Origin of the sequence: Ignavibacterium sp. (assembly GCA_032027145.1) — a bacterium.
GTDB lineage: Bacteria > Bacteroidota > Ignavibacteria > Ignavibacteriales > Ignavibacteriaceae > IGN3.
Genome location: JAVSMP010000001.1, coordinates 2,013,222 through 2,030,583, shown reverse-complemented (window position 1 = coordinate 2,030,583; position 17,362 = coordinate 2,013,222). Strand labels below are relative to the sequence as shown.

The window sequence follows — 17,362 nt, the reverse complement described above, 5'->3', positions numbered from 1 at the left end:
GGAATAGATAATAACGAGGCGTCTTTAAGAAATCGTCAAAACAGCATATTGACTTGGTAATATTGATTAAAACTAAACAATTTTAAGTTCTATGATTACCTATTTCATCTTGAAATTGATTGGATTAGATCCTTTTTTATAAATAATTCATTTCCACTATTTGGAATTATATCTTTACTAAATCCGTAATCGTTGTAGTTGATCAAAAAGTTTTTAAAAGTCGAATCAGAATTAAACTTTTTGTTCCCGAGTAATTTACCACTTAAGATAATTAAATTGATTTCATACTTCTCTAAATATTCATTGAAATCCATTTTTTTATCGCTAGCCGTTATCCAGGAGTAATTGGGAGTTAAATATGTATAGTATCCACCATTATCCTCCAACATATTTACTTTAGATTTTATATTTAATGATTTTAAGAATTTAACTGTTTCAACATTATTCTGAGAATAATTTGAATAGAATTTTTTTGGATTGGGTGTTACCATTAATAATAAAATTGCAAATAATACAAGGGCTGATGATGTTAAATTTCTTTCCAGCCTTGATTTGTCGAGATTAACTTTAATCAAAGGGACAAAAACCATTATTACAAAGAATAGCAGAAACAGTAAATAATGTTGACGTGGATATATTATTATTATCGAGCTAAAGATTGGAATTAGATAAATAATTGAAATAATAATAATATGTTTAGAATCATTAAAATTGCTTTTTAGTAGTTGCAATATTGCCAGCTTACTACGATAAATATTTACTATTGAAGAAATGCTAATTATAAATAATAATAAATAAAGCCCGATATACTCCAGTCTGTAATTATCTACGGTAAAAACGGTATAACTCGTCAATCTAGAGAATTCTGAAAAAATTATTGACGTATTTGTTAATAAATGTTTAAAGAATAAATCAGTATTTGAAAACAATGCTTCAGGAATGTTAGTAATATTTCCAAAATTTTCCTGAACAATAAAATCCGAATCTCTCCATGGATTTAAATTACTATGGTTCCAAGCAACCCAATTCAATGAGAAATGCTGTTTAAAAGCATCCAATGCTCTACCACCGCCTCCCAATGGAGCCCCAAGTATAATTACTAAAGCCAATGTAATAATACCAATTATTAAAATACTCCACCGGTTTATTAAAAAAGATTTTGTTTTAATTATTCTATAAAGAAATAAAACGATAATAAGAATAAAAGAGATGAAGAGTTCAGGTCTGACATACGCAGATAATAAAGAGCCAATAATAATAAAACTCCAACTAAGTACAGTTCTTTTTGTAAAGGCAAATAAAAGAAAAGAACATACAATAAGTAATAGAGCAAAATGGGTTACTTTGGGGTGAACTAATATATTTCCTGAACTAATCAGAAAGAAAAACCCAATCAGAAAAGCTATAATTTGAGACACCTGCCTTGTTCTCAAATAAACATACAGCAATAGGGGTAACAGTAGAGTAAGAATTTGAAAATTTAAAAAGTATAAAGTAATACTATCAGAATTAAATATTGATAAAAGAAAATACCATATTGAGTAAACAGGAGCCCATTGAGAACTTTGTAATCCTTGTCTTAGAAGAAAAATACCATTCCGCAAATAAAGGGTTTCATCCTGTAATTCTATATCTAAATATGAACCAATATCATGAACATATTTAATCCCAATACATAAAAGAAGCAGAGATAATATTAAATCTTCTTTGTTTTCAAATATTTTTTCAATTATTTTTTTTGCCAATCCAATACTAATTTTATTTAAAAATAATTTCCTTTGATAATAATAAGAATAAAACTAAATGAGGTCTAACAGAAGTTGAAAAATATTTATCTGGATTTTTTATGATGAGCAGATAATATCACTTAACAAAGATTAACTTGTTGTTAAGTTTCAACCATACTTAATAGCATTACACCACCTTCACAATCACCATTGTCATATCGTCATTAGGAGGTGCAGTACCGCGGAAATTTTTTACAGCATCCCAAATATTCTGCATAAGTTTTGCTGAAGTATATTCAGAGCTCCCCTTAATCAGCTCAGAAAGTTTTGCATCTCCGAACAACTCATTTTTTTCATTCATTGCTTCTGTTATGCCATCCGAAAAGAATGCAAAAATCTGATTTGGTTTTATAGTAATCTCTTCTTCTTTAAGTGTCCGTTCAAATACATCACCTCTTTCCAATCCAAGTCCAATCCCTTCACTTTTAATTGCTTCTACTTTTCCGTTATTAGCTGTTATAAGTGGTAAATGCCCAGCTCTGCAAAATTTTACAGTGCGTTTTTTAATATCAAATAAAGCAAGAGTTAAAGTAACAAACCAGTTCCTTTCCATAGATTCATACATTTTTTTATTCACTTCAACAAGTATGTCTCTTGGTGACAGGCTGTTAACAGTTGCAAGTTGTATCATCGTTTGTACCTTTGTCATATAAAATGATGCCGGCAGCCCTTTACCGGATACATCACCAACGGCAACAAATAATTCAGTATCTGATTTCTGAATAAGGTCGAAATAATCTCCACCAACCTGCATTGCAGGTATCATCTCTCCACAAATGTCAATACCCTGCATATCAGGGATACATCTTGGTAAAAGACTTTGTTGAATCTGTCTTGCAAGATTAAGGTCGCGCTCAATTTTTATCTTTTCAGTTTCTAATTGATATAATCTTGCATTTTCAAGTGATACCGCTATTTGGTTAGCAGCAGCATTCAGAAGTTCGATATCTTTTCCGCCAAATCTTGAGCCTGAATATTTTAGACCAAACAGCAAAGCTCCAACAACCTTAGATTTTATTATCATTGGAATTACAGAATACACCCCTTCAGCAATTAATTTTTCAGACTTATCAAAAAAGACAGTTGGAAAATCCTGCTGTTCGATTACCGGATGCTGAGTATAGATTAATTGTTCATTGACCACTGAAATAAAATTTGATTTTTCAATAACACAATCTGAATTTGAAAAGCCAACTCCGCGCGCAAGAGTTAATACATCTTTCTGATAATCTTTAATAAGAATACCAAACTTGTTTATCTTAAGCGCTTCAACAAATGTGGCAGCAGTAAGATCAAGTATTTTTTCACTGCCAACTACAGTAGCTACATCATTACTAAATTGAATTAACACTTTTTGATAAGCAAATTGTTCCGGATAAAACTTTCTTGTTAAAAAATCCTGAAACTTGTCTTTTGTTGATTGAAATACAAAAGCAAAAATCAGGAACAGAATGCCTGCAACAAATCCCTGAGTTTCTTTACCAAAGAGATTACCTATTCCCTGTCCAAGCAGATAAATTACAACAAAATAAATTCCTGCTATTGTTGCCATAGCTGCACCATAGATAATTGTATTTCTTAAAACAATACTAACATCAAGAAGCTGATATTTAAATATTGCGTAGGCAAATGCTATCGGAACAAATACATACAATATTATAGGCATGTAATATTCGGGTGAATTAAAAACAATATCTGAGATTGCAGGAGCTATTGCTTTAAAATATACATTTATAAAAAAGCCAAAGGTGAAAGCCAGAATAAAAATCAGTATCGGTTTTCTGTTGTTTTTATTTTTCTCTCTCTTGTATTGCACAATCAATGAAACCAAGGAGGTATTATAAATTATTATCAATAGCACTTGTGCAATTATTTTCCAAAGGTTATACCATATTTGAGATTTAAAATCTGAGAAGTATAACGAAAAAGCCAGTAATACTCCGATTAAGCTGAATATCAGGGTAAAATAAAACAAAGATAACTTAACTGCTCTTGCTTCAGCAAATTTAAACTGTTTAGGAAATGACCATACAAAATAAAGCAGTAATATCGGACCAAAGATCTGACTAATAATAACAACAGTTGTTGCAATCAAAGCAGTAATTGGCTGCTCTTTAATAAACTGTATAAAAAACAGATCGAATGGAAAGAGTACGTGCGCAGCAGAAAAGACGCTGGTTATGCCAACAGCAAAAAATAATTTTTGAGCTAATCCATCTGGTTTTGCACTGTAAACTATAAAACCTATCAGTAAAAATATTAAACCACTGATTGATTCTGCTAATGATTCAAACTTAATAAGTTTTTTCACTTGCACCTTTGTAACAAAAACATCGCCTGATTTTTTCTTTACCTTGTATTCTGCAAATTCGCCGTCTTTATATTTATCAAGAATATTTTGAGCCTGCGTTGTATTCTTAAGCAGTATATTATTTATTTCCAGAAGCTGATCACCATCCCGGATACCTGCCTTCCAGCTTACACCATTAACTTTAACCTTATCAAAGATAATGGCAACAGAATCTTTTCCTTCCTTCTGTGGAACCCATAAACATTCATCATTTGATTGGACTCTTATATTTAATGCGTAATAAATAGACAGGACTGCAACGAAGGCAAGTATTATAGTTGCACCGGAAGCGATATTTAATCTGTATTTTCGAAAAAAATTTTTAATGCTGCTCATTTTGATTATTATAATATTTATTTTGCCTTTAAAACCATTAATGTAATATCATCTGATTGAGTTGTTCCCTTGGCAAATTTTTGAACCTCATTTTTTATCTCATTCAGTATTTCATTGGCAGTGTAACCCGCTGATTTAATACAAATTGATTCCAGAAACGAATCAGAAAACTCTTCACCCTTTTTATTCATAGCTTCAGAAATTCCATCTGTAAACATGATAAGAACATCATCTTTTTGCAATTGAATTAATTCTGAGTCATACGGCATAACTGTTTTCATTACACCCAATATCATTCCTCCCACTTCCAGCTTAATAATTGAACCATTTCTGATAAGCAAAGGAGGATTATGACCGGCGTTTATATAGTTAAGTGTTCGTTTTTCATCATTTAACATTCCCCAGAAAAACGTTATAAATCTTCCATCAGCAGTATTTTCGGTTATAAGATTATTCAACAAACTTGTAGCATCGGCAAGTGGAACATTTTGTCTGCAGATAACCTGCAAAAATGCCTGAAGGTTTGCCATAAGTAAGGAAGCAGGAACTCCTTTACCGGAAACATCAGCAATTGCAATACAATAATCTTCATTATTTAGTTTTATTATATCGTAATAATCACCTCCGACCTGCTGCGAAGTAATATTTAATGCAGCAATCTCAAAATTTTTATAAACAGGAATAGTTTGCGGCAATAAGTTTTTTTGGATGTCTCTTGCAAGTTCTAGTTCTTCTTCAAGTTTCTGTTTTTCTATTGCTTCTCTAAACAGTCTTCTGTTTTCAAGTGATATAATTGCAAGACTGCCGGTTGAAAAAATAAACTCAATATCCGAATCAGTGTATTCTGCATTGTTAAATCTTTTACCGAGTATTATAAGTCCCTTGGTTTTTCCCTGAAGCTGCATTGGAATAATTACTTCAATGCCCATTGAATAAATATCGGGATAAAGTAATGCCACCTGGGTTTTATTAAGAGAAGACTCAATTTTATAATAATCATATTTTCGAAGATGAGTTAACAATTCTTCAACAGGAATTTTTGGTTCGATAACTTCAATGTCATCACCATCAAATCTTAACAGCGCATATTTCTGAACCATAAATTGACCAATCAAAGAAAACATAAGTAGCCTTGTTACTTTAGTTGATTCAGAAAACAACCCGAATTCTTTACTTAATTCAAAAAGCGAGCTAAGTCTTTGAATTCTTGAATCAAGTTCGCGGTTTACAATTTTTAACTCTTCAACAATTAAGGAATTTTGTATTGCTGAAGAGGCAATATTAAGGATAGTTTTTAAAAAATTGAGATCATCTTTACTATAAGGTTGTTTATTTAATTTTTCACCAAGCGATACAATTCCAAGGCATTCATTTGATGAAATGATTTTTTCGGCAGCAATCAGATTATTAGTGATAAAATATTCATTAAGCTCTTCATTGATGATACAATTTTCATCCATAGTTATTTCTGGAAAATCTTTTATCCCCTTTTCTGAAATTCCCTTTTGTGCTTTTAATAAAAGTTTTCCGTTTAGTTTCAGAGCAACAACACCTTTTGTTGCTAAAAACTTTCCAAGGCAGGTTAATAGCACGTTATTTAAAATAAACGATAAATCAAGACTTGAGTTTATAACTCTGCTGAATTCAACAAGTGCAGTAAGATTTCTTTTAACTTTTAAACTTTCAGTGTCTGACATTGCTTTTATCCACTTTAATATTTTTGGAAAGCAATACTTCGTTGTATTTACCGGGTACAGAATGATATTCAACATCATCCATAAGAGTTTTCATCAGATACATACCAAGTCCGCCAACTTTTTTCTGTCTGTAATATTTTTGCAGATCAGGTTCAGGAATTTTTTCGGGCGAAAATGAATTGCCATAATCTGTAATAGTAACAATAAACTTTTTACCTGATAGTTTAAGCTTGATAATAATTTCTCCATCAGGTACAGAATGATATGCGTGTTTAATAATATTTGTACAGGCTTCATCAACTGCAAGGATAATATTCTCAATTATGTTCTGTTCTATCCTTGCTTCAGCTGCGTAAGAGCTGACAAAATCTCTTATAACCGATAAATTTTCAGTTTTACTTTTAACTTTTAATTTATTTGTTTTCACGATATTATTTTTCTGAAAATTTCTTAACTGCTTCTTCTTCTGAATCAAATATTTCATAAAGCAAGGGAAAACCCAGAAGGTCGAAGATATTATAAACCTTTGCGCTCATACCTGATAATTTAATATCACCTTTATTCTGCCTTATCTCTTCTACATAAGCCATAAAGACCCCAAGTCCTGCACTGCTTATGTATGCAAGGTCTTTGAAATCAACAACAATCTGAAATCTGTTTTTGCCAATCAGGTTTACAAAATTATTTTCGAGCACCGGTGCAGTATGAGCATCCAGATAACCAATAAGATTTATAATACTAACATCACCTTGTTCTTTAATCGAGGTGTTGAAATCTGCCATTGTTAAACTCCGTTTGAATTATTTTTTTTATTCCACTTTAATATAATTAAAGTTATGTCATCATACTGATGATGACTGCTTGAAAATAATGACACTTCCTTTATCACTTGGTCAGCTATTTCATTAACATTTTTATCAGAATATTCAACAAGAATATTTGCAAATTGTTCTTCACCAAAATCTTCAAGCTTATCATTCTTTGCTTCAGTTATCCCATCTGTGTAAAATACAAAAGTATCAGAATCTCTAAGATTTATCTTTATCTCTTCAAGATGATTATTAAAATCAAAACAATTTGTAAGACCTAAACCTATACCGGATGTTTTAAATGATTGTATTTTGTTTTGTCTTATCAGTATAGCAGGACAGTGACCGGCACGGGCAAACGTTAATTCCTCTTTTTCAGAATCAATAATCCCATACAAGGCGCTTACAAAATCTTTTTTTCTCAATCTGTGAATCAATATCTCATTTGCTTTTTCTAAAATCTGTTTAGGTTTATCGATCATTTTGCTTAATGAATTAAAAATTCCTTTTACTTCTGCCATAATAAAAGCAGCAGAAATTCCTTTTCCTGAAACATCTGCTATAATAAAGCCAAGTTTGGTTTTACTAATCTCAAAAAAATCATAATAATCACCGCCAACCTCAAAAGCCGGAATAAAAAAAGAAGAGATGGAAAGATTTTCTAATTCCGGATTTTCTTTCGGCAGTATTCTCTTTTGAATATCGCGGGCAACATCAAGTTCCTTTTCGAGTCTTTGTTTTTCAATTGATTGTTCAAGCAATAATGAGTTTTCAATCGCAACAGAAGCATAATCAGCAAATGTATTGATAGCGGTTTTATCTTCTTCAAAAAATATCAGATCATTTTTGCGGGCGGCGATTAAGTATCTTTTCTGATTGTCTATGCTTTTTAAATTCGAAATTGCAATACTGCCAAATTTTTCTGATAATCTTGTTCTGTCAGCGTACTTAGATAATGAACAGATTTTTGTTTCAGCAATTTTTTCACAAACACCGCTTTCTAATAAATACCGGTTTATAAGATCTGCATCTACATAAGCAATATTTTTATTGGCAATAGTTTTAAGTTCATTGCTATTTTCCTGTATTATCCACGCTGAATCTGCACTGCTGACTTTTGTAACAATATCAGTAATTGTGTCTGCCAGATCATCAAAATCCAAAACCTGATTAATTAGTTTGCTGAAATATTGAAGTGATGAAACTTCTTTTGCCTTTCTGTCATAAGCTTCTGCTGTCGGGATATGGAATAAAGTAGTAAAAAATAAAACTGTAAAATAAATTCCGCCATATAATAATATCAAAGAGTAAAAAGAATAAAACGACATTGAAAAATCAGCGAGTATTTTACCGCTAAAACTATTTATGCTGCTGGTTGCATAACTTAAACTGAATAAAATGGCAATAATAATTGATTGAATAAGCAGAGTAATTTTTTCTTTCTTTGATATGAAAGCTATCCAGGAAATTTTTAATGAATTGAAAATGATAAGGATCAAAGTAACAATTTGAAAAGTATCGTTTATGTAAACATATTGTTTATCTTTTAATGCAATGCTTGTAGCTGAAGTGAGTACAATAAAGATAATCATCAAATAAAAGTATGTGTGTTCTGAACGATATCTTTTAAAAAAATATAATTCTTTTAGGGTGGCAAACCAATAAGATGTTAAAGCAAGGAACATCAGCGAATATAAACTAAGTGAGATACTCTGATAGAAATTTAGGTTTGAAGTTAAAGTTTTTGAATCCAATGATAAACTGTTAAGAACTGGTTCAGAAAAAAGTAAGACCAAAAAGACAAACGCAACAATTATACCTGAATTTAAAACCAACACTGAAGGATGGGCACCCGAGCGTTTAATCTTTCGGATGATTACTAGTATTGTTATAACAGTTAAGGGAATTACGATCAAATCGTTTATTATATAATAAAGCTGAGACTCCCTTGAAAAAAATAAAAGTCTATAGAGAATAATTGAAAAGGCTAATACTCCAATTATCCACCAGCTTAAGTTTGCATTTATTTTGTATTTGTTAAGAAGCAAAAAAACTTTCAGTTATCCAATTAAATGTAGTTCTTTGGGCTAAAATAAATGTTTTTGTCGATGGTTTAAAGTAAAGAATTATAGAAGGATTATTGCTGGAAAAGCGGTAAAATAGATTGATTGACGGATGCCAATAGAGTAATTACCAGATATCTTTAAGTATCCTTGACATCAAAATTATTGATATTTTTTATACTATCCTGACTTTGTTTTGGTTTATCCCTTTTTGGTTCGGATAAATCATTCCTGAATTGCTGAAGTTCTTTTTTAAGATTATCCATTTCTCTTTTCAGTTCTTCATTCTGCTTCAGCATAATACTATCGATTAAACCAGAATTTATCTTTGATTGTGTTTGAGATTTTTTCTTTATTTCATTGCTCTTCAATTCATTTTCTGTATTTCGCCGATGCATCAATGAATCTAAACTTACTCCGCCTTTTTTATTTTGACGCGGCTTAACAATATTATAATTATAATTGTAGTTATTCTTTCCTACCACAGTTGGTACATTTGGCGGAAGAACTACATTTAAATTTTTAGTAGCTTCATCAATCACGATTGCAATACTGTCAAAATCGGGTAAATTAATTTCAGGAAAACCAACTGCAATATCCGGCATATTAACCTTAATCTGATCCTTATTTATAAAAATCTCATATCGTTTTAATTTATCAAAATTCTTTTTGTGAGCCTTATAAGTTGAATCAAAATTGATCTTAAACTCTTTTAATTCAATTTTATTTTCATTCAGCTCAGCCAGATTTTCTTTTAATTCATCCATCTGCACTTTAAACTTATCTATATCAAACACAAAATTATCTTCAAAGATAGAATCTGGTGTAAAGAAAATGTACTGATTTGTTTTCATTGTTTTTGTATCAGCAACATACTTTTTAATCGAATTATTATCAATCTCTGCAACAGTCGAAGGAAGAATTTTCAGATAATTGTTTCCAGCATGTTTTTTTGCAAATGCTAGAATATCAGCAAGAATTACTTTTCTTGTATTCCAAATATTTGGATTGATAGCAACAGCATTCTTATCATTTACCAAAACTAATGCAGAAAGCTGATCTGAATAAGAACTGATAATCGAATCCATCATTTCCCTTTCAGAATCGTTAAGGTCCAATGCTGTAGCAAAACTCTTTAAATTATTTGAATTAGAAACACCGTTAGTATTTTTAATTTCAAAATATTCCTTACCGGCTGAGTCATTATCTAATCTTAAGATTTGCTTATTCGAGGCATCAAGAGGAAGCTCTTTATAAACCGCAAAGTTAAAAATATCTTCGTTGGTAAGATCAGCAGCATATAGTAAAGGCTGAAGATTTTCTTTGTAAAATCCAGCTAAGTTTGATTTCTGCTGCTCAATAATGTTTTCAATAAGATTTGGATTAAACTTTAATACTATCATCAAAGCAATTGTGATTGAAGTTAAAGAGCCAATGGGAATCCATTTCTTTAGGTTTACTTTGTTGGTTTTTTCTGAGTTTAGATCAGCAAATAATCTTGTTTCAAAATACACCGACTCAGGAATTTTATCAAACGAAGAATTGGTCAGTTCTTTAAGTCTTTTAACATCATCCAGTTCTTTCTGAAGTTCTAATGAACTTTTAATCTTTTCTTCTATATACTGTTTTTCAGTAGAAGAAAGCTCACCATCCAGATAAGCTGAAATCAACTCTTTGTCTTTATCTAATCTTTTCATAGCATTAATTCTTTTTCAATCGGTTTAAGAATATTTTTCAATGTCTCACGTCCTCTGAAAATTCTCGATTTTATTGTTCCAATCTCGCAATTCATTGTGTCAGCAATTTCCTGATAACTGAATCCTTCAAGATCTTTTAACATAATAGGCAAACGAAGTTTATCTGGAAGTGAAGCAATTGCATTTCTTACAATTTGCTTAACATCAGTATTTTCATTTATAGATCCTAAAACATTATACTCTTCATCGTCTTTTAGTGGTAAAAAAATCTTTCGGATTTTAGTCTTACGTAAATGATCCTTGCATTTATTTATTGTAATCCGGTAAAGCCAGGTTGTAAACTGCGATTCAAATCTGAAGGATTTGAGATTTTTAAAAACAGTTATAAATACTTCCTGTGCAATGTCATCAATAGCATCAGTATTAGATAAAGTTAGATAAATAATATTTCTAACCTTTTCTTTGTGTCTTTTTACAAGTTCATTGAAAGCTGAATCATCACCATCGATAAAGTTTTTAATCAATGAAAAATCATCATCAAGACTTAAAATCTGAGGTTGCGGCATATTTTCTTTTTCTTCAAAATCCATAGTTTAGACGCCATAATTATATTTTGGTTCCATAAAATAATCAATACTAAAAAACCTTTATTTCTTTTAATGACAAGCGGTAAATTCTCTTTATAATAAGTAAAATGCTGCTTGCATGAGTTAATAAGCTTACTTAAATTCACAATGAAATTTTTGGAGATTCCCAATGAAAACTAAAGTTTTTGAGAAGTATAACGCCGTTATCATAGAATTAAAAGGTGATGTAATGGGCGGCGATGATACAAAAGAATTTAATCAATTACTTCATAAGCTTATTGATGAGGGCAAAAAAAATGTAGTCGTAGACCTTGGCGAAGTTAAGTTTATGAATAGTTCAGGACTTGGAATGCTTATTAGCGGTTTAACAACAGTTAAAAGAGAAAACGGAAGTTTGAAACTTGCTAATGTTACTGAAAAAATTGAGAGTTTACTTATTATAACAAAACTCATTACAATTTTTGAATCTTTTGATTCGGTTGATGATGCTGTAAAAAGTTTTAGTTAGTCTTTTTTTAGATAATTGTTTAATAAAAACTCCGTATTGTAAAATGCGGAGTTTTTATTTTGCTTAAACTATTAATTAAACAGAGGAGTTCAAATGGGTGCAACTGTTCTTGTTGGCTCGCAATGGGGCGACGAAGGCAAAGGAAAGATTGTTGACCTAATCAGCAAAGAATATGATGTTGTTGCCAGATATCAGGGAGGTGCAAACGCAGGACATACTGTTGAAATTGGTGATAAAAAATATATACTGCATTTAATTCCCTCCGGAATACTAAGAGAAAAAGTAGTCTGCGTAATTGGCAATGGAGTGGTCATAGATCCAACTGCTTTACTTGAAGAAATTGATCTGTTAAAAGCAAATAATATTGATGTTGATAACAGATTATTTATCAGTCATAACGCACATCTTATTATGCCATATCATAAATTATTAGATTCAATCAGTGAAAACAGTGAAATTAAAATTGGTACTACCGGACGTGGAATTGGACCTTGCTACATTGATAAATATGGCAGAAAAGGAATTAGAATTGTTGATCTGCTTGACAGAGTTGAACTAGAAAAAAAGATCAGAATTAATCTGAAAGAAAAAAATGAATTTCTGCAGAAAGTTCATGGTCACGCGGGACTGGATGTAGAAGCTATTGTTAAAGAATATCTTGAGTTTGATCAGATAATTGACAAATATATTAAAGATGCACCGGCATACTTGAATCGTGCTCTTGATGAAGGCAAATCCGTTTTACTTGAAGGAGCACAAGGAACTTTCCTGGATATTGATCACGGAACCTATCCCTTTGTCACTTCTTCAAATCCAACATCTGGCGGCGCATGTACAGGCAGCGGAATTGCACCAACCAGGATCGATAGCGTTATTGGCATAGTAAAAGCTTACACCACAAGAGTAGGTAATGGACCCTTCCCTACTGAGCTGCTTGATGAAGAAGGAAATAAATTAAGAGAATTTGGTGCTGAGTTTGGTGCAACAACCGGGAGACCAAGACGCTGCGGCTGGTTTGATGCTTATCTTCTTTCCTATTCAAGAATGATTAACGGAATCACTTCTGTTGCATTAACTAAACTTGATGTATTAAGTAATTTTAATCAAATAAAAGTATGTGTTGGTTATGAAATAAATGGTAAACGATTAAAAAGTTTTCCTACAAATGTTAATCAGCTAAATAGCGTAACTCCGGTATACGAAACTCTTGATGGCTGGAACACAGATATATCCAATTGTGAGAGTTACGACGATCTGCCTGCTAAAACTTTAGATTATTTGGATTTTATTTCCAGACACTCTGGTATCAAAATAAATATAATCTCGGTTGGACCGAAGAGAAAACAGACTTTTTTTGTTGATCATTAGAGCTGGTACAGTTTTTTAACGTGTTTTTATTTTTTTAATTGCTAATCTTGTTTTGTAAAAATAAGGTATTTGTTTTATGAAAATGTCAGGTGGTCCGACATCAATTAATCTAAAATTATTTTTACTTGTAATTGCATTGGCAATAGCTGCCGGTACGCTTTATTATACCCAAACTCTTGTACAAAAATTGCATCAGCGGGAAAGAAGTATTGTCGAATTGTATGCAAAGGGTTTTGAATATATAGCTAACAGTGATTCCCCTGATGCTGACCTTACATTTTTATTTGACAACATTATTAAGCCCATTGACTTTCCGATAATTCTTACTGATAAAGACAATAACTTTAATCCTGAAAGTAATACAGAGATTAAAAATGTAAATATTGATTCAACTCTAAGTAACGAGGAAAGAAAAAAAGCACTCGCTGAGATGATTATTGAAATGGATGCTATCCATAAACCAATAAATATTACTTATGCCGATACTATAATTCTACAGCGCATTCATTTTGGGGAATCTAATCTTGTTAGACAGTTAAAGTTTTATCCATACATCCAAATCATAATTGCAGCGTTATTCATACTTATTGGCTATATCGGGTTCAGTCAGATAAAACGCAGTGAACAAAGTAACATTTGGGTCGGAATGGCTAAAGAAACTGCACATCAGTTCGGTACACCGATATCAAGTTTGATGGGCTGGATAGAAATGATGAAACTGAACTACGAAAAGCCCGATGCAGTTCTGGATATAACAGAAGAAATTTCAAGCGATGTAGAAAAACTTAATAAAATTACTTATCGTTTTTCTAAAATTGGTTCAAAGCCTGAAATTAGAAATCATGTAGTATATGAAGAGGCAAAAAAAGTTACTGAGTATTTTAACAGAAGATTACCACAGACTGGCAAAACTGTCGAATTAGTTGTTGATGGAAATAAAAATTGCAGTGCTCTGATAAATCAGGAACTTTTTGAGTGGGTACTTGAGAACCTGATTAAAAATGCTTTAGATGCTATCGAGAATAAAAATGGTCTGATCCGGATACATATTACAGAAAACAAAAAGGATGTTGAGATAGAAGTATCTGATAATGGTAAAGGTATTGACCTGCATAGAAGAAAAGATGTTTTCAGACCAGGATATAGCACGAAAAAAAGAGGCTGGGGTTTAGGATTAAGTTTATCTAAAAGAATCATCGAAGGTTATCACGGAGGTAAAATATCAGTAAAAAGCTCAACGCCATTAGAAGGAACAATCTTTAAAATAATTCTTAAAAGGCAATATTAACTTAGTAATAACCTTTGCTTTTAGTTTATAAAATTATCATTCCCAAAAACAATAAGATACTTCTTCAATTCTCTTTGATTACCCTCTAAAACAAAAGCAGCTCATCATTATTCTAAAAAAGTAGTTACAGTAGTTAATTTGGAATATTTTCTAAGTTTATAGATTTCTATAGTCGTTTTTCAATCCTGATGATAATATTCAGGCATTTATTCAAAATAACAGGCTGTAAATACTACTTAAATGAAATTTTTACCGACAAAAAGAAGGTCAATTATGGCATTCCTGTCGAATTTTAATGGCACTAGTCTTGAAAGAGAAAAGTCGAAATAGTTTAAGCATAGCATCCCTCCAAATATGACACACAAACTGTCAGGTTTCGCCCTCAAAACCTGACAGTTTTCCTCTTTTAAAGCGAATCTTATTTTAAGCTGATAGTTTTCATTTTTCTGATTGCCTCCAAAACTGACGGTTTATCAGCAATTGCATCTACGATAATATTGCCAATATCCTGAAGCAAAACAAATCTGATTTTTTCATTTATTAATTTCTTATCGCTCTGCATTAAATAAAACAACTCCTCATCATCCATTTTTTTGATAATAGGATTGATGGTTAAAAGCTTAAAGCCATTTAATAACCTGTTCATTTTCTTTTTGGTGAGATAACCAAGCTCTTCTGACAAGTAAAGAGCACAGATTACTCCGGCAATAACAGATTCACCATGTGTTACTTTGTATTTTGAGGCTGCCTCAAAAGCATGTGCAAAAGTATGACCGAGATTAAGAATTTTTCTAATACCTGTTAATTCTCTTTCATCATTGATGACAATATTTTTTTTAATTGTAAGAGATTTATAAACAATATCCACATAATCAATTTCACTTTTATTACATATTTTCTGAATGTATTGATTAAACACTTTATAATTTTTTTCATTTGTCAAAAAAGAATACTTGACAAGTTCACCAGTTCCGGATAAAATTTCTCTTTTAGGCAGAGTCTTCAGAAACTCCGTATCAATAAAAACTGAATCTGGCTGATAAAAGCTGCCGATCAAATTTTTTCTATTTAAAAAATTGATTCCTGTTTTACCGCCAACAGAACTATCTACCATTGAAAGCAGTGTAGTTGGAAGATGGATTATTTTAATACCACGCATAAAAGTGCTTGCTGCAAAACCTGCAATATCACCTGTAATACCGCCGCCAATTGCCAGAATTAAAGAACCACGACTAAAATTATTCTCAACTAAGTAATTTTGAATTTTTATTACTTCTTCATAGGATTTGTTTTTCTCATTTGCTAAAAACAAATAAGTAAACAATTTGCTATTAACTTTTACAAATGTTTTTCGAATTTTTATGTTATGCAGGTTATATACTTTTTGATCAATAATAAAAAGACATTTGTCAGGTTTTAAATTATTAATTCTGATTACTGCTTTATCAAGAATGTTTGAGCCTATTACGATTGAATAACTTTGATCAGCTAAATTGATTTTAATTTGTTTTGTCATAAAACTCTTTTTTTATTATCTCAGCAAGTCTATCTACTGTTTTACCAACTGGTAAATTATCTGTGTTTATTTTAATATCAGCGGAATTATAGTATTGCAGCCGACTTTTTAACAATGATTTTATTCTATTAATAAATTCAGCTTCAGTAGGTTCATCTTCTCCATCAAAAAGCAGTGCTGGGCGATCTCTTTTAAACCTTAATCTTTTGTATGCTGCTTCAGGAGAGGATTCAAGATAAATCAGAAACCCTGATTTCTTAATAATTTGTAAATTCTCCTTGCTTGCAATAGTTCCGCCCCCAAGTGAAATGACAAATTCATTTAATGAGCATACTTTTTTAAGCACATCAGTTTCAATTTTTCGGAAATAAGATTCTCCGTAAACATTAAATATTTCTTTGATACTAAGAGATGTTTCACCTTCAATTAATTTATCCAGATCATAAAAACCCCATCCGATAGTATTTGCAAGAATAGGTCCTACTGTGCTTTTTCCCGAAGCCATGAATCCCGTCAAAAAAATCAGTTTATTTTTCATTTGCTATATGAGGCTATATAATCAGTTTAATGCTGTTAAATGCTCAAAGTTAAAAATAATAAACAGCACCAATAAAAAATGCTATACCATTCAGATTAATTTTTGAGTTAAAAGTATCCTGCAGCAAAGTGATCTCATTGCCGTTGTAACTAATTACTTTACTTTTGTACTTATTAGTTAATTTTATTTCCGGATCACGAAACTTAAGGTCTATACGCAGCCCAAGTTCAGGTAAAATCAAATACTCCATACCCATTGAAACCAGCAAGCCAAGTGAAATTTTTCTATCAATCATTTCAATTTCAGTGTTGCCAAATTTTCTGGTCTGTTCACCGATATAATATCCGACTCCCCCGCCCATCGTAAACTTAAAATGCTCTGTTGAAAAAGGCAGATGATAATAAACAGACAGCTCAATAGGAATAAATTTTACTCCATCCTCAACTTTCAGTTTAACAATTTGCGAACCGGCTATTACATTAAGATTATATGCTTCTTCACTTCTATTAACATATTCCGTTCCGATCCCTAATATTAAAGATTCGTTCAACTTATATCGCAAATCAATGTATGGTGAAAATAAATCTAACAATGTAAAAGATCTATTTCTAATCATGATATCAGATGAATTAGGATTCAGGAAAATTTGTGCAGAAGTTGTATAATCCATTCCAATACTAAAATAAAACCTCTTAGAACCTGTTTGAGGGCTGATTTCAATTACAGCTAATAATAGAATAATTATTAAATATTTTTTATACATCTCAACTGTAAATTACTAATTCAATTTGATAAAGTTAGTTTAAAAAAGAAAACCC

At 31.2% G+C, this 17,362-nt stretch carries 14 protein-coding genes; 3 read left to right on the top strand and 11 right to left on the bottom strand.

From position 1 onward, the window contains the following. Positions 1-104: 104 nt before the first annotated feature. From ROY99_08515 to ROY99_08480, 8 genes are all read right to left on the bottom strand, one after another. Positions 105-1,745, bottom strand: coding sequence for a hypothetical protein (locus tag ROY99_08515; protein MDT3696424.1), 1,641 nt, complete (start codon positions 1,743-1,745; stop codon positions 105-107). Between the two features lie 169 nt (positions 1,746-1,914). Then, positions 1,915-4,473, bottom strand: a complete 2,559-nt coding sequence (locus tag ROY99_08510; protein ID MDT3696423.1) for a SpoIIE family protein phosphatase — start codon at positions 4,471-4,473, stop codon at positions 1,915-1,917. Between the two features lie 17 nt (positions 4,474-4,490). Then, positions 4,491-6,170 (bottom strand): SpoIIE family protein phosphatase, encoded by a 1,680-nt coding sequence (locus tag ROY99_08505; GenBank protein ID MDT3696422.1) that lies wholly within the window; start codon positions 6,168-6,170, stop codon positions 4,491-4,493. Beyond that, positions 6,157-6,597 (bottom strand): ATP-binding protein, encoded by a 441-nt coding sequence (locus tag ROY99_08500; protein MDT3696421.1) that lies wholly within the window; start codon positions 6,595-6,597, stop codon positions 6,157-6,159. The genes ROY99_08505 and ROY99_08500 overlap by 14 nt, the downstream gene beginning before the upstream one ends. A 4-nt stretch (positions 6,598-6,601) precedes the next feature. Continuing rightward, on the bottom strand, positions 6,602-6,952 hold the full coding sequence (locus ROY99_08495; protein ID MDT3696420.1) for an STAS domain-containing protein: 351 nt from the start codon (positions 6,950-6,952) through the stop codon (positions 6,602-6,604). 2 nt (positions 6,953-6,954) lie between these two features. Next, positions 6,955-9,027 (bottom strand): PP2C family protein-serine/threonine phosphatase, encoded by a 2,073-nt coding sequence (locus ROY99_08490; GenBank protein ID MDT3696419.1) that lies wholly within the window; start codon positions 9,025-9,027, stop codon positions 6,955-6,957. 155 nt (positions 9,028-9,182) lie between these two features. Further along, positions 9,183-10,739, bottom strand: a complete 1,557-nt coding sequence (locus ROY99_08485; protein MDT3696418.1) for a hypothetical protein — start codon at positions 10,737-10,739, stop codon at positions 9,183-9,185. Then, positions 10,736-11,329 carry a sigma-70 family RNA polymerase sigma factor gene (locus ROY99_08480; protein ID MDT3696417.1) on the bottom strand — a complete coding sequence of 198 codons (594 nt, stop codon included), beginning with the start codon at positions 11,327-11,329 and terminating at the stop codon, positions 10,736-10,738. The genes ROY99_08485 and ROY99_08480 overlap by 4 nt, the downstream gene beginning before the upstream one ends. Before the next feature lie 166 nt (positions 11,330-11,495). Here ROY99_08480 and ROY99_08475 point away from each other — a divergent pair, with 166 nt between their 5' ends. From ROY99_08475 to ROY99_08465, 3 genes are all read left to right on the top strand, one after another. Further along, positions 11,496-11,834 (top strand): STAS domain-containing protein, encoded by a 339-nt coding sequence (locus ROY99_08475; GenBank protein ID MDT3696416.1) that lies wholly within the window; start codon positions 11,496-11,498, stop codon positions 11,832-11,834. A gap of 93 nt (positions 11,835-11,927) precedes the next feature. Beyond that, positions 11,928-13,202: an adenylosuccinate synthase gene (locus tag ROY99_08470; protein ID MDT3696415.1), complete on the top strand. Its 1,275-nt coding sequence runs from the start codon at positions 11,928-11,930 to the stop codon at positions 13,200-13,202. 76 nt (positions 13,203-13,278) lie between these two features. After that, positions 13,279-14,490: a HAMP domain-containing sensor histidine kinase gene (locus tag ROY99_08465; protein MDT3696414.1), complete on the top strand. Its 1,212-nt coding sequence runs from the start codon at positions 13,279-13,281 to the stop codon at positions 14,488-14,490. Positions 14,491-14,908: 418 nt separating this feature from the next. On the opposite strand, the gene aroB is transcribed toward ROY99_08465, so the two are convergent. The 3 genes from aroB to ROY99_08450 are packed head-to-tail and all read right to left on the bottom strand — an operon-like array spanning position 14,909 to position 17,307. Further along, positions 14,909-16,006 (bottom strand): 3-dehydroquinate synthase, encoded by a 1,098-nt coding sequence (gene aroB, locus ROY99_08460; protein MDT3696413.1) that lies wholly within the window; start codon positions 16,004-16,006, stop codon positions 14,909-14,911. After that, positions 15,990-16,544 (bottom strand): shikimate kinase, encoded by a 555-nt coding sequence (locus ROY99_08455; protein ID MDT3696412.1) that lies wholly within the window; start codon positions 16,542-16,544, stop codon positions 15,990-15,992. Before ROY99_08455 ends, aroB begins: the two co-directional genes overlap by 17 nt. Positions 16,545-16,593: 49 nt before the next feature. Continuing rightward, positions 16,594-17,307: a hypothetical protein gene (locus ROY99_08450; protein MDT3696411.1), complete on the bottom strand. Its 714-nt coding sequence runs from the start codon at positions 17,305-17,307 to the stop codon at positions 16,594-16,596. Positions 17,308-17,362 lie beyond the last annotated feature (55 nt).